17 protein-coding genes and 1 tRNA gene are annotated in these 17,216 nt (G+C 63.7%); 10 read left to right on the top strand and 8 right to left on the bottom strand.

Going from position 1 to position 17,216, the window contains the following annotated elements:
• Positions 1 to 95: 95 nt before the first annotated feature.
• The 6 genes from mce (at position 96) to FJ414_RS22940 (ending at position 6,477) form a co-directional block, all read left to right on the top strand.
• Complete coding sequence (mce, locus tag FJ414_RS22965; protein WP_140646677.1) at positions 96 to 500, top strand: methylmalonyl-CoA epimerase; 405 nt, start codon at positions 96 to 98, stop codon at positions 498 to 500.
• Positions 497 to 781 (top strand): DUF1467 family protein, encoded by a 285-nt coding sequence (locus FJ414_RS22960; RefSeq protein ID WP_140646676.1) that lies wholly within the window; start codon positions 497 to 499, stop codon positions 779 to 781. Before mce ends, FJ414_RS22960 begins: the two co-directional genes overlap by 4 nt.
• Positions 782 to 1,354: 573 nt before the next feature.
• Positions 1,355 to 2,683 (top strand): proline--tRNA ligase, encoded by a 1,329-nt coding sequence (proS, locus tag FJ414_RS22955; RefSeq protein WP_140646675.1) that lies wholly within the window; start codon positions 1,355 to 1,357, stop codon positions 2,681 to 2,683.
• Positions 2,680 to 3,966, top strand: coding sequence for a lipoprotein-releasing ABC transporter permease subunit (locus FJ414_RS22950; RefSeq protein WP_140646674.1), 1,287 nt, complete (start codon positions 2,680 to 2,682; stop codon positions 3,964 to 3,966). Before proS ends, FJ414_RS22950 begins: the two co-directional genes overlap by 4 nt.
• Complete coding sequence (locus tag FJ414_RS22945) at positions 3,966 to 4,646, top strand: ABC transporter ATP-binding protein (protein WP_140646673.1); 681 nt, start codon at positions 3,966 to 3,968, stop codon at positions 4,644 to 4,646. The genes FJ414_RS22950 and FJ414_RS22945 overlap by 1 nt, the downstream gene beginning before the upstream one ends.
• Before the next feature lie 580 nt (positions 4,647 to 5,226).
• The gene (locus FJ414_RS22940) at positions 5,227 to 6,477 is read left to right on the top strand and encodes an SRPBCC family protein (RefSeq protein WP_140646672.1); all 1,251 of its coding nucleotides are present in this window, start codon (positions 5,227 to 5,229) and stop codon (positions 6,475 to 6,477) included.
• Positions 6,478 to 6,632: 155 nt separating this feature from the next.
• Here FJ414_RS22940 and lipB read toward each other — a convergent pair whose 3' ends face one another.
• Positions 6,633 to 7,376 carry a lipoyl(octanoyl) transferase LipB gene (gene lipB, locus FJ414_RS22935; RefSeq protein ID WP_140646671.1) on the bottom strand — a complete coding sequence of 248 codons (744 nt, stop codon included), beginning with the start codon at positions 7,374 to 7,376 and terminating at the stop codon, positions 6,633 to 6,635.
• A 182-nt stretch (positions 7,377 to 7,558) separates the two neighbouring features.
• Here lipB and FJ414_RS22930 point away from each other — a divergent pair.
• Positions 7,559 to 7,643, top strand: a tRNA-Leu gene (locus FJ414_RS22930).
• A 154-nt stretch (positions 7,644 to 7,797) separates the two neighbouring features.
• Here FJ414_RS22930 and sucD read toward each other — a convergent pair.
• The 5 genes from sucD to FJ414_RS22905 all read right to left on the bottom strand — a co-directional run bounded on the left by sucD (position 7,798) and on the right by FJ414_RS22905 (position 12,890).
• Positions 7,798 to 8,697 carry a succinate--CoA ligase subunit alpha gene (sucD, locus tag FJ414_RS22925; protein ID WP_040981997.1) on the bottom strand — a complete coding sequence of 300 codons (900 nt, stop codon included), beginning with the start codon at positions 8,695 to 8,697 and terminating at the stop codon, positions 7,798 to 7,800.
• A gap of 13 nt (positions 8,698 to 8,710) precedes the next feature.
• Complete coding sequence (locus tag FJ414_RS22920; RefSeq protein ID WP_140646670.1) at positions 8,711 to 9,898, bottom strand: malate--CoA ligase subunit beta; 1,188 nt, start codon at positions 9,896 to 9,898, stop codon at positions 8,711 to 8,713.
• A 21-nt stretch (positions 9,899 to 9,919) separates the two neighbouring features.
• Positions 9,920 to 10,882, bottom strand: coding sequence for a CoA ester lyase (locus FJ414_RS22915; RefSeq protein WP_140646669.1), 963 nt, complete (start codon positions 10,880 to 10,882; stop codon positions 9,920 to 9,922).
• A 10-nt stretch (positions 10,883 to 10,892) separates the two neighbouring features.
• Complete coding sequence (locus tag FJ414_RS22910; RefSeq protein ID WP_140646668.1) at positions 10,893 to 12,083, bottom strand: aminotransferase class V-fold PLP-dependent enzyme; 1,191 nt, start codon at positions 12,081 to 12,083, stop codon at positions 10,893 to 10,895.
• A gap of 135 nt (positions 12,084 to 12,218) precedes the next feature.
• A complete protein-coding gene (locus FJ414_RS22905) occupies positions 12,219 to 12,890 on the bottom strand; it encodes a response regulator transcription factor (RefSeq protein WP_140646667.1) in 672 nt (223 codons plus the stop codon).
• Positions 12,891 to 13,251: 361 nt separating this feature from the next.
• Between FJ414_RS22905 and mgtE the strand changes: the two genes are divergently transcribed.
• Together mgtE and FJ414_RS22895 are read left to right on the top strand one after the other, a co-directional pair.
• Positions 13,252 to 14,670 (top strand): magnesium transporter, encoded by a 1,419-nt coding sequence (mgtE, locus tag FJ414_RS22900; RefSeq protein WP_140646666.1) that lies wholly within the window; start codon positions 13,252 to 13,254, stop codon positions 14,668 to 14,670.
• Between the two features lie 143 nt (positions 14,671 to 14,813).
• Positions 14,814 to 15,200, top strand: a complete 387-nt coding sequence (locus FJ414_RS22895; RefSeq protein ID WP_140646665.1) for a MerR family DNA-binding transcriptional regulator — start codon at positions 14,814 to 14,816, stop codon at positions 15,198 to 15,200.
• Positions 15,201 to 15,516: 316 nt separating this feature from the next.
• Here the strand turns inward: FJ414_RS22895 and FJ414_RS22890 are convergent, their stop codons facing one another.
• Together FJ414_RS22890 and FJ414_RS22885 are read right to left on the bottom strand one after the other, a co-directional pair.
• Positions 15,517 to 15,996, bottom strand: a complete 480-nt coding sequence (locus FJ414_RS22890; RefSeq protein WP_140646664.1) for an isoprenylcysteine carboxylmethyltransferase family protein — start codon at positions 15,994 to 15,996, stop codon at positions 15,517 to 15,519.
• Complete coding sequence (locus FJ414_RS22885) at positions 15,993 to 16,994, bottom strand: DUF1624 domain-containing protein (protein ID WP_140646663.1); 1,002 nt, start codon at positions 16,992 to 16,994, stop codon at positions 15,993 to 15,995. Before FJ414_RS22885 ends, FJ414_RS22890 begins: the two co-directional genes overlap by 4 nt.
• On the opposite strand from FJ414_RS22885, the gene FJ414_RS22880 reads away from it, so the two are divergent.
• Positions 16,994 to 17,197: a hypothetical protein gene (locus FJ414_RS22880; RefSeq protein ID WP_140646662.1), complete on the top strand. Its 204-nt coding sequence runs from the start codon at positions 16,994 to 16,996 to the stop codon at positions 17,195 to 17,197. The genes FJ414_RS22885 and FJ414_RS22880 overlap by 1 nt on opposite strands.
• Positions 17,198 to 17,216 lie beyond the last annotated feature (19 nt).

Below are 17,216 nucleotides of genomic sequence, written 5' to 3'. Positions count from 1 at the left end.
TGTATAGTGCCTAGTGCCTACTGCCTACTGCCTACTGCCTACTGCCTACTGCCTACTGCCTACTGCCTACTGCCTACTGCCTAGGGAAACCGCCAATGCTTGGACGCCTGAACCATGTCGCGCTTGCCGTGCCGGATCTGGCCGCGGCAATGGCCGCCTATCGCGATACGCTGGGCGCGCGGTTGAGCGCGCCGCAGGCGCTGCCCGAGCATGGCGTGAGCGTCGTGTTCGTCGATGTCGGCAACACCAAGATCGAGTTGCTGGAGCCGCTGGGCGAGACTTCACCCATCGCCGCGTTCCTCGAGAAGAATCCATCCGGCGGCATGCATCACGTCTGCTACGAGGTCGACGACATCCTGGCCGCTCGCGATCATTTGAAGCAAAGCGGCGCGCGCGTGCTGGGCGACGGCAATCCGAAGATCGGCGCGCACGGCAAGCCGGTGCTGTTCCTGCACCCCAAGGATTTCTTCGGCACGCTGGTCGAACTGGAGCAGATATGAACTGGATACTGTTCGCCGCGCTGTTCTTCGTCATCTGGTGGATGGTGCTGTTCGTTGTTCTTCCGTTCAGCTTGCGCACCCAGGACGACGACCAGGATGTCACGCTTGGCACCGTTTCCAGCGCGCCGCGGGGCCCGCATATGCTGCGCGCCTTCGTCCGCGCGACGATCGTGACGGTGGTCGTGATGGGCATTCTCTACGGCTTGACGATGGGCCTGGGGTATAGCTTCGACGACGTCATGCGGATCATGCCGGACTTCACGCCGGACGTCAGTCACTGAAGGCGACAACGCAGTTTCCGCAAGTATTGAGCAGCATACGCGCGCCAAGGTTGAAATCGGAAGCCGGCTTCCGATTCAACGGCTAATCACGCCTGATGCTGTTTGGCAGATGGTTGCGCTAAGCAGATGATTGCACAAAAAAAATGCAAGGCACAAGGCCTTGCAATTTAAACGCGTCCGATCTGTTTCCGGTGTCCGGCGGCAGCGAGTTACCGCGCCTAGATCGCATCCTCCCAAGACTTTGACCGCGTAGGAGAGCAGATTTTTCTCCGCCCTCTCGGTTATCGGCGCACACTAGACCAAGGCAGGTGAAAATGTCACGAAGAATTTTGCCTCGAAACAGGCAATATCGTGCTGCACTGCACAATAGTGCGGCAGGGCTTGCTTGTGAATCGATCAAAAAGCCATTTGCGGCACTTTGCAGCCAAAATCGCCTTTTTGGTAAGGTGCAGAAGGCCCCGATACTTTGGGGCACTCGGGTTTCCATTCGGCCATGAAATGGCTATGAAGCCCGGGCAAGCAGCCTCGGTTGCGCCGATTCCCGCGCCGCCATTTTCACTCACGGACCAGTCCATGCGTTTGTCGCGCTATTTCCTGCCCATTCTCAAAGAAAATCCCCGCGAGGCCGAAATCGTCTCGCACCGGCTGATGCTGCGCGCCGGCATGATCCGGCAGCAGGGGCAGGGCAGCTTTTCGTGGCTGCCGCTGGGCAAGCGCGTGCTGGACAAGGTCTGCCGGATCATCCGCGAGGAACAGAACCGCGCCGGCGCGCTGGAAATCCTGATGCCGACCATCCAGTCGGCGGATCTGTGGCGAGAAAGCGGCCGTTACAACGACTATGGCAAGGAGATGCTGCGCATCAAGGACCGCCAGGATCGCGACATGCTCTACGGGCCGACCAATGAAGAGATGGTCACCGAGATTTTCCGCGCCTATGTGAAGTCCTACAAGGACCTGCCGCTCAACCTCTACCACATCCAGTGGAAGTTCCGCGACGAGGTGCGCCCGCGCTTCGGCGTCATGCGCAGCAGGGAGTTCCTGATGAAGGATGCTTACTCCTTCGACCTCGATTTCGAGGGCGCCAGGGCCGCCTACAACCGCATGTTCGTCTCCTATCTCAGGACGTTCACACGCATGGGGCTGCAGGCCATTCCGATGCGCGCCGACACCGGCCCGATCGGCGGCGATCTCAGCCATGAGTTCATCATCCTGGCCGACACCGGCGAGAGCCAGGTGTTCTGCGACCGCGCCTATCTGTCGCTCGACGTGCCGGGCGCCGGCACCAACTTCTCCAACGATGCCGAGATCGGTGACATCGTGAAGAAGTGGACGACGCCTTATGCCGCCACCGACGAGATGCACGACGAAGCGGCCTGGGCGAACGTTTCGCCAAGCGAGCAGGTCTCGGCGCGCGGCATCGAAGTCGGCCACATCTTCCACTTCGGCGAGAAATACTCCAAGCCCATGGGCGCCAAGGTGACCGGACCCGACGGCAAGGACCACTACGCCTCCGGCGGCTCCTATGGCATCGGTCCGTCTCGGCTGGTCGCGGCGATCATCGAGGCGAGCCATGACGAGAACGGCATCATCTGGCCGGAGGCGGTGGCGCCCTTCGATATCGGCCTGATCAACATGAAGGTCGGCGACGGCGAATGCGACCGCGTCTGCGACGAGCTTTATGCGGCGCTCACTTCGGCCGGCAAGGACGTGCTCTATGACGACACCGACCAGCGGCCCGGCGGCAAGTTCGCCACCGCGGATCTGATCGGCCTGCCATGGCAGGTGATCGTCGGACCGCGCGGCGTGGCCGCCGGCGAGGTCGAGATCAAGAACCGCAAGTCGGGCGAGCGCGCCACACTGCCGATCGCGGAAGCCAAGAAACGCCTGGGTATCGCCGCATGAGCGAGCCGGCGGCAGCGGCCAGGTCAGCGGCGGGCGCTTTCTCCGGCTTCGAGCGCATGGTGGCCTGGCGCTATCTGCGCTCGCGCCGCAAGGAGACGGTGATCTCGGTCATCGCCTCGATCTCCTTCCTCGGCATCATGCTGGGTGTCGCGACGCTGATCGTCGTCATGGCCGTGATGAACGGTTTTCGCGCCGAATTGCTGACCCGCATCCTCGGCGTCAACGGCCATCTCATCGTGCAGCCGCTCGATTCGCCGCTGGAGGATTACGCCCAGGTGGCGAGCCGCATCAACGGTGTTTCGGGCGTCAAATACGCCATCCCGCTGATCGACGGCCAGGTCCTGGCGCAAGGCAATGTCGGCGGCGGCACGGGCGCGCTGGTGCGCGGCATCCGCGGCGAGGATCTCGGCAAGATTTCGATCGTCGCCAGCAACATCAAGCAGGGCACGCTCGACGGTTTCGACACCGGCGACGGCGTGGCGATCGGCAAGCGTATGGCGGAAAGCCTCGGACTGGTGCTCGGCGACACGATCACGCTGATCTCGCCGGACGGCGACGTGACGCCGCTCGGCACCACGCCGCGCATGAAGGGCTACAAGGTGGCGGCGATCTTCGAGGTCGGCATGTCGGAATATGACAGCTCGATCGTCTATATGCCGTTCTCCGAAGCGCAGCTCTATTTCAACATGGACGGCCGCGCGCAGACCATCGAGATCTATGTCGACAATCCCGACAATGTCGACGCGCTGAAGCCGCTGGTCGAGCAGGCGGCGCAGCGGCCGGTCGATCTCGTCGACTGGCGCCAGCGCAACGAGACCTTCTTCTCGGCGCTGCAGGTCGAGCGCAACGTCATGTTCATGATTCTCACGCTGATCGTGCTGGTGGCGGCGCTCAACATCATTTCCGGCCTCATCATGCTGGTGAAGGACAAAGGCCACGACATCGCCATCCTGCGCACGATGGGCGCCTCGCGCGGCGCGATCCTGCGCATCTTCCTGATGACGGGGGCGGCGATCGGCGTCACCGGGACCATCGCCGGCGTGCTGCTCGGCGTCGTCATCTGCCTCAACATCGAATCAATCCGCCAGTTCTTCTCCTGGATGACCGGCAGGATCCTGTTCAACCCCGAGCTCTATTTCCTCAGCCAGCTGCCGGCGAAGATGGATCCGCGCGAGACGACCTACGTCGTCATCATGGCGCTGGCCCTGTCGTTCCTCGCGACGGTGTTTCCGGCCTGGCGGGCCGCCCGGCTCGATCCGGTCGAAGCCTTGAGGTACGAATGATGGCCGAGGCCATTATCGAGTTGAAGGGTGTCGAGCGGCACTATGTCCAGGGGCCGCGCAAGCTCACCATCCTGAACGGCGCCGACTTTTCGCTGCGGCGCGGCGAGATGGTGGCGCTGGTGGCGCCGTCGGGCACTGGCAAGTCCACACTGCTGCATACGGCGGGGCTGCTGGAGCGGCCCGATGCGGGCGACGTGATCCTCGCCGGCCGTGCCTGCGGCCGGCTGTCGGACGAGGAGCGCACCGCGATCCGCCGCAACGATGTCGGCTTCGTCTACCAGTTCCATCATTTGCTGCCGGAGTTCTCGGCGCTCGAGAACATCATGATGCCGCAGCTGATCAAGGGGCTTTCCTCCAAGGACGCTTCGGAGCGGGCAGCCCAGCTTCTCGACTACATGCAGATCGGCAAGCGTGCGCAGCACCGGCCGGCCGAGCTTTCAGGCGGCGAGCAGCAACGCGTCGCCATTGCCCGCGCGGTCGCCAATGCGCCGCTGGTGCTGCTGGCCGACGAGCCGACCGGCAATCTCGATCCGGTCACCGCCTCCTATGTGTTCGATGCGCTGGAAGCGCTGGTCAGGCAGTCGGGCCTCGCGGCGCTGATCGCCACCCACAACCACGAGCTGGCCTCGCGCATGGATCGGCGCGTGACGCTGGCCGAGGGTAAGGTCGTGCCGCTTTAGGCCAAACCGATATTCGGATGAGGCTGGCCTGCGGATGGCAGCTTCCGGCCTTCGCCGTCCGAAGCCCTCATAAGTGTCTCCGCTCTATGAAGGCTACCGCCGGCGTGGGCCGGTTCTCGGAACCCGCCATCCTCGACTCAGTCCGATCCGAATCTCGGCTCGGCCTGGCTCTGCGCAAATACCCCCAATCGTGCGCTAACCTTTCCTTAACCCTGCAGAAATGGACGGCCCGGATTCGTTCGGCGCGGTGTGTGGCGGCCGTTGACATTCGAACAAAATCAGAACAAACTACGAACATACTAACAACGGAGAGAGTTATGTCTGATCTGGTTCAGGATGTCGTCTCGCTGGTTTGCATGAGCACCTTCCTCGTTTCCATGGCGATCTGGATCGGCGCCATGTGATCGGGCGGCCTAGCCGCTGCCGGGACGGGCAAATGCCCGACCGTTGTTCGGGCGGGCAAGAGCCCGCCCTGGGATAGGCAAGGGCCCGCCCGGTGATGGGCAAGAGCCCACTCCTTGTTAAGTCTTTCTTGGCCGCGCCGACGCTAGGTTGCTCCCTCAGGATAGGAGCGAATTTGGTGTCGGTCATCGTTACGGTCACCCTCGTGGCCGGCAATCTCGGATTGATCTTTCTTTTGATGACCGTGCCGCTCGGACTGTGCACGGTGACGGTCAGCCGCGTGATCAAGGCCGACCGCGATCGCCTCTGGCAGGCGCTGTGGCCGTTCGGCGGCGGCGCCGGATGGTCCGGCGAGATCCTTTCCGCCGAGCCGCTGGACGGCGAGGGGACGGCGCTGATCAAGCTGTCCTGGGAAGGGCGCGACGGCCGGCCGATCGAACGCAAGGCGCGGTTCGAGGATGTGAGGGAAGGCAGCCGCTTTTCGATGCGGGTTATCGAGGACACTGCGCTCGATCCGTCGTTCTGGGCAAACTATCGCGAGACCGCCGAACTCGTGCCCAAGGATGATATGACGCGGGTCACGCTTACTCAAACCGATCGCTACCGCGGCGTCGCGTTCCTGGTCTTCCGTTTCTTCGCCATGCGCCGCGAGCTCAGCAAGCTGGAGGTCTGGGCGGCTACCGGCACGTATCGCAAGGGCGGCTGGTTCGAGCATCCGCTGAGCCAGATCGGCTTTGCCGTGCTTTCGGCCCTGATCCTGTGGCCGTTCTTCGGCCTCAATATCGGCGGCCTGGCCCTTGCCGCGATCCTGACCTCGGTGGTCGCCCTGCACGAGCTCGGCCATATGGCGGCCTTCCGGCTGACGGGGCATCGCCGGGCACGGATGATCTTCATTCCGCTGCTTGGCGGCATTGCCATCGGTGGCAGGCCCTATGACAGCCGCTTCGAGGTCGCCTTCGTGGCGCTTATGGGCGCAGGCTTCTCCGCTTTCCTGGTGCCGGTGCTGATCGCCGCCAGCGGCTTCGCCAACGGCGAGGGACATCGGCTTGTCGCCATGCTACTGGCAACGCTCGCCGGCTGCGCATCCCTGTTCAACATCGCCAATCTGGTGCCGGTGTGGAAATTCGACGGCGGCCAGGTGCTGCGTCAGATCTGCCCGGGTCCGGCAGCACTCGCGCTGGCGTCCTTCCTGCTGCTCTCGGCGCTTCTGGCGCTCGGCTGGCGGGCCGGTTTTTCGCCGAGCTTCCTGCTGATCGCCGGCGCGGTGTTCGCGATCCTCAGCCTGATCACCATGGGCAGCGGCGTGAAGCCCCGACACGAGCTGAAGCCGATCCGGCCCCTCGACCGGCTGGCCATGGCCGGCGCGCTGCTCGCCGTCTTTGCCATCCACGGCTACGGGATGCTGTGGGCATCCGCGCAGCTGATGTAGAGTATGTTGATATTCAGATGAGTCCGGCCTGCAAACGGCAGCTTCCTGCGCTTCCGGTGCTCACGTACTTAAGTACGCTCCGCTCCGGTTCTCGGAACCCACCGTTTTCGGCTCGGCCTGACCTGAATCTCAACACACTCCAGGCGGAGCGATGTTCAGCCGGCCTTGCGAGCAGGCTCTGCAGCCGGAACGGCGGAAGGCCCGAACACATCCTCGAAGGCGGATTTCAGCGCCAGATCGAGGTCGGCCATCGTGACGGGCAGGCCGAGATCGACAAGGCTGGTCACGCCGTGGTCCGAAACGCCGCAGGGCACGATGCCGCTGAAATGGCCAAGCTCCGGTTCGACATTGAGGGCGATGCCGTGGAAGCTCACCCAGCGCCGTAGCCGGATGCCTATTGCCGCGATCTTGTCTTCGGCGGGTGAGCCGTCCGACAGGGCAGGGCGATCCGGCCGCACCACCCAGACGCCGACGCGGTCCTCGCGCCGCTCGCCGCGCACGTTGAAGGCGGCAAGCGTGCCGATGATCCATTGCTCGAGCGCCGCGACGAAGGCGCGCACATCCTCGCGCCGGCGCTTCAGATCGAGCATGACATAGGCCACGCGCTGGCCGGGGCCGTGATAGGTGTATTCGCCGCCGCGGCCCGCGGCAAAGACCGGGAACCGGTCGGGGTCGATAAGGTCCTCGATGCGGGCGCTGGTGCCGGCGGTGTAGAGCGGCGGATGCTCGACCAGCCAGACCATTTCGCCTGCCGCGCCGCTGCGGATCGCTTCGGCGCGAGCCTCCATGAAGGCAAGGGCATCCGGATAGGCGGTAAGGCCTGGCTCGATCACCCATTCAACCGGCGCCGAGCCGGGCAGGGGCAGGAACGACGTGGCGATCTGGCTGCGTTCTGTCATGGAACTTTCTCGATGCTCCTCCCATATGGCGGCAATCGGTCAAAACGTCCAGTTTCACCAGCATGAAGCCGGGCCGCGGAGGGTTGTGCAAATCAGCGACGAATATTCCGCTCAGCGCACTTGTTTCGCCGGAAACGATTTGCTACAGGCCCCGAGCCGGACGGTTCCGGCTCCTACCACGTGCGGTCGTGGCGGAATTGGTAGACGCGCAGCGTTGAGGTCGCTGTGGGGCAACCCGTGGAAGTTCGAGTCTTCTCGACCGCACCAAAATCTCCCCAAAAAGGCCAATGGAATCCGGCGCTGGCAGGCGACTGTCGCCACGGCTGCGTTGTCTTGCTCGCCAAACGAAAGCGGCGGCGGGTCATGAAGACCGCCACCGCCTGGAATTCCCGACCAATCCAAAGCCATCAGGCAGGACCGATTAAGCCGCCTTCTTCGTCCGCGCCAGCGTGTCGGCCACCACTTCGCCGAAGGAGGCGGGGGTCGGCACGATGACGACGCCGGCTTCCTTCAGGATCTCGACCTTTTCCTGCGCCGACTCGCCGAAGGCGGAGATGATCGCGCCGGCATGGCCCATGCGCCTTCCCTTCGGTGCGGAAAGCCCGGCGATGTAGGCGATCAGGGGCTTGCGCATATTGTCGCGCGCCCAGATCGCGGCTTCGGCTTCCTGCGGGCCGCCGATCTCGCCGATCATCACCACGGCGTCGGTGTCGTCATCCCGCTCGAAGAGCTGCAGGATGTCCTTGAAGGACGAGCCGTTGATGGGATCGCCGCCGATGCCGACGCTGGTCGACACGCCGATGCCCAGCGCCTTCATCTGCGAGGCGGCCTCGTAACCCAGCGTGCCGGAACGGCCGACGATGCCGACGCGCCCCGGCAGGTAGATGCTGCCCGGCATGATGCCCATCAGCGCCTGTCCGGGGGTGATGACGCCGGCGCAGTTCGGGCCGACCAGCCGCATGCGGTCCTCGAAGCGGTAGCGGCGCATGTAGCGCTTGACCCGCATCATGTCCTGCGAGGGGATGCCGTCGGTGATGCAGACGCAGAGTTTGATCCCGGCGTCCGCGGCCTCCATGATCGAATCGGCGGCGAAGGGCGGCGGCACGAAGACGATGCTCGCCTCGGCGCGGGTCTCGCGCACCGCGCCCTTGACCGTGTTGAAGACAGGCAGGCCGAGATGCGTCTGGCCGCCCTTGCCGGGAGTGACGCCGCCGACCAGCTTGGTACCGTAGCGCTTCATGTCGTCGGCATGGAAGCTGCCGATCTTACCGGTGAACCCTTGCACGATCACGCGCGTGCTGCGGTTGAGCAGGATTGCCATTTCTCGACCTCCCTCAGGCTGCTTTTTTGTTCTTGGTGGCTTCGCGCCAGGCGGCGACGGCCTTTTCGGCGGCTTCGGCCAGCGTGTCGGCGACGATCACCGCCTCGCCGGAATCGGCCAGGATCTTGCGCCCTTCCTCGACCTTGGTGCCGGAAAGGCGCACCACCAGCGGCACATCGACGCCGACCTCGCGGATCGCCTTGATGACGCCTTCGGCGACCCAGTCGCAGCGGTTGATACCGGCGAAGATGTTGACCAGGATGGTCTCGACATTCTTGTCGCCGAGCACCGCGCGGAAGGATTTCGCCACCCGCTCCGGCGAGGCGCCGCCGCCGATGTCGAGGAAGTTGGCAGGCTCGCCGCCGGCGATCTTGATCATGTCCATCGTCGCCATGGCGAGGCCGGCGCCGTTGATGATGCAGCCGATATTGCCGTCCAAGCCCACATAGGAGAGGCCGCGGTCGCTGGCGAACGTCTCGCGCGGGTCTTCCTGGCTCTTGTCGCGCAGCTCCGAGATTTCCGGGCGACGAAACAGCGCGTTCTCGTCGAAGGACATCTTGGCGTCGAGCGCGACGAGGCTGCCGTCGCGCGTCACCACCAGCGGATTGATCTCCAGCATCGTGGCGTCGTAGTCGCGGAACACACGGTAGCAGCCGAGGATGGTTTCGGTCGCCTTGCCGATCAGATTGTCCTCGAGCCCGAGGCCGAAGGCGATCTCGCGCGCCTGGAAGCGCTGCATGCCGACGCCCGGATCGACAGTGGCGCGGATGATCGAATCCGGCGCCGCCTCGGCGATCTCCTCGATCTCCATGCCGCCGGCGGCCGACGCCACGATCATGACGCGCTCTTCCTTGCGGTCGAGCACGAAGCCGAGATAGAGTTCCTGCGCGATGTCGACCGCTTCCTCGAGATAGAGCCGCGAGATCAGCTTGCCGCGCGGGCCAGTCTGCTGGGTCACCAGCTTGCGCCCGAGCATGGCTTCGGCCGCGTTGGAGATCTCCTCGTCGTTCGAGCAGAGCTTGATGCCGCCGGCCTTGCCACGGGCGCCGGAATGGACCTGTGCCTTCAGCACCCATTTCGCGCCGCCGATCTCCCTGGCACGGTAGGTCGCCTGTTCGGGGCTGTAAGCGAGGCCGCCGCGCGGCACATGCACGCCGTGGCGGGCAAGCAGTTCCTTGGCCTGGTATTCGTGGATGTCCATCTTGTCCTCCCGGTATTTTTTCTATTGCGCGGCAGCGTGCTGCTGACCGGCGCGCTCGATAGCCTCGTTGACCACCAGCACGTTGCGCGCCATGCGCTCCGAAGCGGCGTCGATCATCTTGCCGTCGAGGGCGGCGGCGCCCTTGCCGAGCGCTTCCGCTTCCTTCAGCACTTCGAGGATGCGGCGGGCGCGCGTGACTTCCTTTTCCGGCGGCGAGAACACGTCGTTGGCCAGGGCGATCTGCGAGGGATGGATCGCCCATTTGCCCTCGATGCCGAGTGCCGCGGCGCGCCGGGCGGCGGCCTTGTAGCCTTCGGGGTCGGAGAAATCGCCGAACGGCCCGTCGATGGCGCGCAGGCCATAGGCGCGGCAGGCGACCGTCATGCGCGACAGCGCGAAATGCCACTGGTCGCCGGGATAATCGGGGTTGAGGCCGCCGATATTGACGGTGCGCGCCTTGTTTGAGGCGGCATAGTCGGCGACACCGAAATGCATGGCTTCCAGCCGGCCGGGCGCGGCGGCGATCGCTTCGACATTGGCCATGCCGAGCGCCGTCTCGATCAGCGCTTCGAGACCGACACGGGTCTTGAAGCCCTTAGCCATCTCGATCTGGTTGACCATGGCCTCGACCATATAGAGGTCGGCCGGCACGCCGACTTTCGGCACCAGGATCGTATCCAGCCGGTCTCCGGCCTGCTCCATGACATCGACGACGTCGCGGTACATGTAATGCGTGTCGAGGCCGTTGATGCGAACCGAGACGGTCTTGCCCTTGGCGCGCCAGTCGATGTCGTTGAGCGCCTGGATGATGTTCTTGCGGGCGCGCTCCTTGTCGGGCGGCGCGACCGCATCCTCGATATCGAGGAAGACGAAGTCGGCGGCGCTGTTCGCCGCCTTGTCGATCATCTCCGGGCTCGAACCCGGGACGGCGAGCTCGCTGCGCTGGAGTCTCAGCTTCTTCAGATGGTTGATGGTGTGGCTCATGGTCCGCTCCTCACGCCGCCTTGGCGACAGGGACGCCGGCCGTGCGGCGGAAGTGCTCGATCGCCGCGGCTACGCCCGAGCCGGGCGCCAGACGCACGCCGCAATCGAGCAGCGCCATTTCGGCCGCCGACAGCGAGGCGCAGACCATCACCTCGTTCAGCCAGCCGAGATGGCCGATGCGGAAGACTTTTCCGAACACCTTGTTCAAGCCGCCGCCGAGCGACGTCTGGTAGGCCTGGTAGGCGCGCTTGACGACATCGCCGCTATCGATGCCTTCCGGCACCATAATGGCGCTGACCGTGTCGGAATGCCATTTCGGCGCCTTGGCGCAGAGCTTCAGGCCCCAGGCGTCGACCGCCTTGCGCACGCCTTCGGCAAGGCGATGGTGGCGGGCGAAGATGTTGTCGAGCCCTTCCTCCTCGATCAGGTCAAGCGAGGCGCGCAGGCCGCGCAGCAGCTGAGTCGCCGGGGTGTAGGGGAAATAGCCGGCATCGTTGGCGCGGATCATGTCGTCGAAGGAGAAGAAGCAGCGCCGGTGCGTCGAAATCCGCGAGGCGGCCAGCGCCTTCTTGCTGACCGACAGGAAACCGAGGCCGGCCGGCAGCATGAAACCTTTCTGCGAGCCGCTGACGGCGCAGTCGACGCCCCATTCCTCCTGGCGGAAGTCGATCGAACCGATCGAGGAAACGCCGTCGACGAAAAGCAGGGCAGGGTGATTGGCGGCGTCGAGCGCGGCGCGGCAGCCGGCGACGTCGCTGGTGACGCCCGTCGCGGTCTCGTTCTGCGTGCAGAAGACCGCCTTGATAAGGTGCGCCTTGTCGGCCTTCAGCCGTTCCGCATAGATTTCGAGCGGAACGCCGGTGCCCCATTCGCAGTCGATGATTTCGACCTCGAAGCCGAGGCGCTCGGCCATGTCGACCCACAGATGCGAGAACTGGCCGAAGCGCGACATCAGCACCTTGTCGCCGGGGCTGAGCACGTTCGTCATCGCCGCTTCCCAGGCGCCGGTGCCGGAAGAGGGGTAAATGAAGACGCGGCCGCTTTCGTTCTTGAAGACTCGTTTGATGTCCTCGAAGAGCGGCAAGGTCAGGTCCGGGAAGGAGGCGGCGCGCATATCCTCCATCGGCAGGTTCATGGCCTGCCGGACTTGTTCTGGAATGTTGGTAGGCCCCGGGATGAAAAGATGCGTGAACCCAGCCATGCGCGAAATTCCTCCGATCGTTTGGGATTGTGGAGGCAGTTTCGTTTCGATGAGGCCTTGCAACAACACCTTGCCGGGTAAGTTGTTGGCCCTTGCGGGTGGGTTGATCCTACCCGATTGGCCTACCCGGGCGGCCTAACCGAAAGGCGGTTTGGACGTGCGGCGTTTCTCGCTGGAATAAAGCGCGACGGCCATGGCGCGATTGCGCACGTCCAGCTTGTCGTAGAGATTCTTCAGGTGATACTTCACCGTGTTCTCGGAAATCCCGGTCCGCGTTGCGATCTGCAGGTTGGTCCAGCCGTCGGAAAGCACCGCCAGCAACTCGCGCTCGCGCACGGTGAGCCGGGACAATGGGGTGTCGTTGACCTTGTTGATGTCGATATAGGGGATGCAGATGCGGCCATGCGCGACCGCAAGGATCGTCTCGAAGATCACCGGCGGATCGTCGAACTGGAAGCAGTAGCCCTGCGCGCCAAGACGTACGCATTGCTTTAGAATGCCGATATCGTGGTCGTTGGAAAAGATCGTGATGCGCACGCCAAGCTCGCGGCCCTGAACTTCCGTAAGCACATCGGCGCCATCCATGTCGGCGAGCTTCCAGCCGACGACGGCGACGTCGAATTTCGTGGCGGCGGCCAGTTCCAGAAATTGTGCGCCGCTGTGCACGGCATCGAGCAGATCGAAACGCCCGTCGCATTCCAGCATTTCGCGCAGCGCCGAAACAACGAAAGGATTGCGCTCGGCGACGACCACGCGAACGCGCCGCTCGGTATTTCCTTGGTTCGTCTTTGCGGACTTGATGTTCAAGGGCAGCGTTTGTCCTCGGACCGTTTAGCGATGCATTGATCCTGCTGGATCATGCATCATGACAATTCTGCCTCAATGGGGAAGGGGTGCTCTTTCCCCAGCGACATGCGCTGTCGCGTCGGCTGAAGCGATTGTCACGCCTGCGAGGCGGGCGCCGTATACTGCTCTTGTGGGGGTGCGAGTGGAAGACAACCGCCACATTTCCTTGGCTATTCCGTGCGCTAGAGCGACATCTTTCCAAGACGAATCCTATTGCCGCGCTATCTGCCGCACAGGGTTTGGATTTCCCGAAAAGCGGTTTCCACTTTTCGGGATCATGCACTAGACCTCATTTCGGGATTCCTCATTGCGGGAGGCGCTGGTGGAAGGCCAGGACAGACAGACGACCGGCGCCGCGCCCGCCGAGGAACACCATGCCGACATCTATGGCGAGGACGGCGCTGTTCGCGCCTCCTTCCTTGCCCAGATCGGCGCGGCCATCGCCGACCGCGATACGATCACCCTCAAGCGCGAAGTCGACGACCTGCACCAGTCGGAGCTCGGCGACGTGCTGGAGGCGCTTCACCCCGAACAGCGCCGCGCACTGGTCGAACTGCTCGGCTCCGATTTCGACTTCTCCGCGCTGACCGAGGTCGACGAGGCGATCCGCCTCGACATCGTCGACAACCTGCCCAACGCGCAGATCGCCCAGGCGGTGCAGGAGCTCGATTCCGACGACGCCGTCTACATCCTCGAGGACCTCGAGAAGGAAGACCAGGACGAGATCCTGTCGCAGCTGCCTTTCACCGAGCGCATCAGGCTGCGGCGCTCGCTCGACTATCCGGAGGAGACCGCCGGCCGGCGCATGCAGACCGAGTTTGTCGCCGTGCCGCCGTTCTGGACGATCGGCCAGACCATCGACTACATGCGCGAGGACAAGAACCTGCCCGAGCGCTTCAGCCAGATCTTCGTCATCGACCCGAGTTTCAAGCTGCTCGGCGCCATCGACCTCGACCAGATCCTGCGCACCAAGCGCGCGATCAAGGTCGAGGAGGTCATGCATGAGACCCTGCACGCGATCCCGGCCACGATGGACCAGGAAGAGGCGGCACGGGAGTTCGAACAATACAACCTGCTTTCCGCCGCCGTGGTCGACGAGAACGTGCGGCTGGTCGGCGTGCTGACCATCGACGACGTGGTCGACGTCATCCAGGAGGAGGCGGAAGAGGACCTTCTGCGCATGGGCGGCGTCGGCGACGAAGAACTGTCCGACACGGTGCTCGCCACCTCGCGCTCGCGCGTGCCCTGGCTGCTGGTCAATCTTGTGACCGCCTTCCTCGCCGCTTCGGTGATCGGCCTGTTCGACCGCACGATCGAGCATATCGTGGCGCTGGCGGTGCTGATGCCGATTGTCGCCGGCATGGGCGGCAATGCCGGTTCGCAGACCATGACCGTCACCGTGCGCGCGCTGGCAACCAGGGATCTCGATATCTACAACGCGGCCCGCATCATCCGCCGCGAGGTCGGCGTCGGTTTCATCAACGGCATGGTGTTCGCGGTGCTTATCGGCATGGTCGCCGGTTTCTGGTTCCGCGACCCCAATCTGGGCGGCATCATCGCGGCGGCGATGATCATCAACATGTTCGCCGCCGCGCTGGCCGGCATACTCATCCCGCTGGTGCTCGACCGCTTCAAGATCGATCCGGCGGTGGCCTCCGCGGTCTTCGTCACCACCGTCACCGACTGTGTCGGTTTTTTCGCGTTCCTGGGGCTGGCGACGTGGTGGTTTAGAGTGCCCTAAACCAACATGCCCGGCGTTAATTGACTTTTACGTAAATGCCGTGCGAGGTTGCCCTTGGGTCACGCGCCGATTCCGGCGCGGGATGGGTCTGATCGGAGGGAAGGGCGACGCTCCAGCGGCGATGCCCGGGCTTGGGAGCAGGAATGCGGGAATATTATACGATCACCGAGCTGACACGCGAGTTCGACGTGTCGACGCGGACGTTGCGTTTTTACGAGGACGAAGGGCTGGTGCAGCCTGTAAGGCGCGGCCGCACGCGGCTGTTCCGGCCGTCCGACCGGCACCTGATCCGCCAGATCATGCGCGGAAAAAGGCTCGGCTTCTCGATCAACGAGATCCGCGAGATCATCCAGATGTACAAGGAGCCGCCCGGCGAGATCGGCCAGCTCAAGCTGATGATCAAGCGCATCGAGGAGAAACGCGAGGACCTGCGCCAGAAGCGGCGCGACCTGGAGGAGACGCTGGCCGAACTGGACCAGGCTGAAGAGTCCTGCGTGGAGCGGCTGGCTGAGCTGGGTGTGAATACGTGAAGCGCGGTGAGCAGGAGTTTTGCAGGGCCACTATCGCAAACGTTCGAGATTAGCCGGTGCCTCTCAGCTTCGTCATCCACGGGCGAAGCGGACGCGGAGACCCGAGGATCCATTCCGTGACCTTGATCGAAGAGCGCAGCAGAGCAGAAGTCTGCACCGTTGCAACGCCTTGATGTCACCTGTGGTCTGCGAGCGTCGCTTCGCTCCTTGCTCCGCCATAGAATGACGACGGGAGAGACGTTGCGCCTAAAGGCGAAGCACCCAACCTTAGCCGCTAAAGAAGCATGACCCCGCACCGATCCAAGCGAGGCAGCCCTCAAATCCAGCGTCGGACCCGCTTGGCGTAGTCGCGGTATTTCTTGCCGAACTTCGCCGCCAGGATCTTTTCTTCCTTCTCGATCGCCAGCTTTTGCGTCGCGAAAGCGGCGAGGAAGGCAAAGAGCAGGAACCAGGCGATGCCGGTGATGAAGGCGACGCCGATCAACAGCAGCGTGTTGGCAAGATACATCGGGTTGCGGGTGATGCCGAAGGGGCCCGACGTCACCAGATGATCGGGCTCGGCGTTCGGATCGAATGTTGTTTTCGCCCGCATCATGACGCGGATGGCCGTGATCCACAGCATGGCGACGCCGAACAGCGCCACCCAGCCGACGCCGAACAGGAGATCGCCGAAGATGTCGCCGATCCAAGGCAGCGGGTAGAGCATGCCGAGGGCGACGCTGAGCGCGATCGCCACGACATAGATCACCGGCGGCCAGGGAATGATCCCGTGTCTGGACTTTACGATGCCCGTCATTGCTGCCCTCCCTCCATCTGGTCCTCCGTCGCGGCGGTGCAGGTTTCCGCCAGGTCGGCCAGATGCGATTTCCAGACGCTGGACTGGTCGTTGGCGTAGAGCTTGTCGAGAGACCCTTCGCCCTTCAGCGTGTCCAGCATGCAGCCACAATAGCTCGTACAGAACTTGCTGTCCCGCTGCTGTTCGCACTGCGCCTGGCAAGCCGGCAGGAAGCCGGCTTCCCTATCCTGAGGGGCTGCCGGCATGACCTGCGAGAACAACCATACCGAGCCGAACAGAAGCGGTTGGTGGATGAGGTAGAAGGCAAGGCTGTGCCGGCCGATGAAGGTCAGCGGGTTCGACCAGCGGTCGGGCGCCCATGTTCCCAAGCGGGCGAGCAGGCCCGACGCCGAAGCGAGCTTCACCGTGGCCACGCCCGCAAGCACCGCGCCAAACCATGGGAAAAGCGGCACATAGTCGTTGGAACGCGGGTTGCTGGCGGAAAGGCCCACCCACCACAGCGCCGGATGGTCGAACAACTCCGACCGCAGATAGTAGGGTGCCGCAATGACGGCCGCGGCGATGATTGCCGTCAGCAGCCAGGGCAGCCTGAGAAAGGCGAGGCCGAGCAGGCTCGCCAGCGCGATCTCGTGCAGGATGCCGAAGAAGATGAAGCCGTCCGGGGTGACGAAATAAGTGACCGTCGAAATGGCGATCGCCGCCACGGCGACCATGGCAAAACGCTTCCAGAAGCCTGGCCAGCGGATCTGACGGCCATGGGCGAGGAAGAGGCTGACGCCGACCAGGAACAGGAAGGTCGAGGCAATGCAGCGCGCGTAGAACTTCCACCAGCCGAAGGCGGTGAGGGCTGGCGCGGTGTAGCCGAAATTTTCGAGGTCCCAGGTGAAGTGGTAGCTCGCCATCGCGATCAGTGCGATGCCGCGCAGGATGTCGATGGCCTGGATGCGGCCGCGCTTGGGGGGATCCTGAACGGGTTCGCCGGTCGTTTGAACGCTCATTGATCTCGCAATCCGATTCAGTCCTGCCGAACGACTATCACGGTTCAAGCCGACGACAGAAGCAGGCGGCCATCAATGCGTTTCATGGCAGCCATGAAATTTCGCTTTATGCCAGCGCCGGAAAGCCTTTGGCAGGCTTCGCTTTTCGGCCTCTGGGGGTCGGTTTCCTGCTACAGGCCAGCAACTGGCCCGGCCAGATTTGAGGGGTGATTCACGTCCCGG

This window comes from Mesorhizobium sp. B3-1-6, assembly GCF_006439555.1.
Classification (GTDB): Bacteria; Pseudomonadota; Alphaproteobacteria; order Rhizobiales; family Rhizobiaceae; genus Mesorhizobium.
Note: the sequence above shows the minus strand (reverse complement) of the source record. Positions and strands in the feature narration are given on the sequence as shown.

Excerpts from the sequence above, each read along its gene's own strand:
- mce (WP_140646677.1), top strand. The coding sequence starts at position 96 with ATGCTTGGACGCCTGAACCATGTCGCGCTTGCCGTGCCGGATCTGGCC.
- FJ414_RS22960 (WP_140646676.1), top strand. The coding sequence starts at position 497 with ATGAACTGGATACTGTTCGCCGCGCTGTTCTTCGTCATCTGGTGGATG.
- proS (WP_140646675.1), top strand. The coding sequence starts at position 1,355 with ATGCGTTTGTCGCGCTATTTCCTGCCCATTCTCAAAGAAAATCCCCGC.
- FJ414_RS22950 (WP_140646674.1), top strand. The coding sequence starts at position 2,680 with ATGAGCGAGCCGGCGGCAGCGGCCAGGTCAGCGGCGGGCGCTTTCTCC.
- FJ414_RS22945 (WP_140646673.1), top strand. The coding sequence starts at position 3,966 with ATGGCCGAGGCCATTATCGAGTTGAAGGGTGTCGAGCGGCACTATGTC.
- lipB (WP_140646671.1), bottom strand. The coding sequence starts at position 7,376 with ATGACAGAACGCAGCCAGATCGCCACGTCGTTCCTGCCCCTGCCCGGC.
- sucD (WP_040981997.1), bottom strand. The coding sequence starts at position 8,697 with ATGGCAATCCTGCTCAACCGCAGCACGCGCGTGATCGTGCAAGGGTTC.
- FJ414_RS22920 (WP_140646670.1), bottom strand. The coding sequence starts at position 9,898 with ATGGACATCCACGAATACCAGGCCAAGGAACTGCTTGCCCGCCACGGC.
- FJ414_RS22915 (WP_140646669.1), bottom strand. The coding sequence starts at position 10,882 with ATGAGCCACACCATCAACCATCTGAAGAAGCTGAGACTCCAGCGCAGC.
- FJ414_RS22910 (WP_140646668.1), bottom strand. The coding sequence starts at position 12,083 with ATGGCTGGGTTCACGCATCTTTTCATCCCGGGGCCTACCAACATTCCA.
- FJ414_RS22895 (WP_140646665.1), top strand. The coding sequence starts at position 14,814 with ATGCGGGAATATTATACGATCACCGAGCTGACACGCGAGTTCGACGTG.
- FJ414_RS22890 (WP_140646664.1), bottom strand. The coding sequence starts at position 15,996 with ATGACGGGCATCGTAAAGTCCAGACACGGGATCATTCCCTGGCCGCCG.
- FJ414_RS22885 (WP_140646663.1), bottom strand. The coding sequence starts at position 16,994 with ATGAGCGTTCAAACGACCGGCGAACCCGTTCAGGATCCCCCCAAGCGC.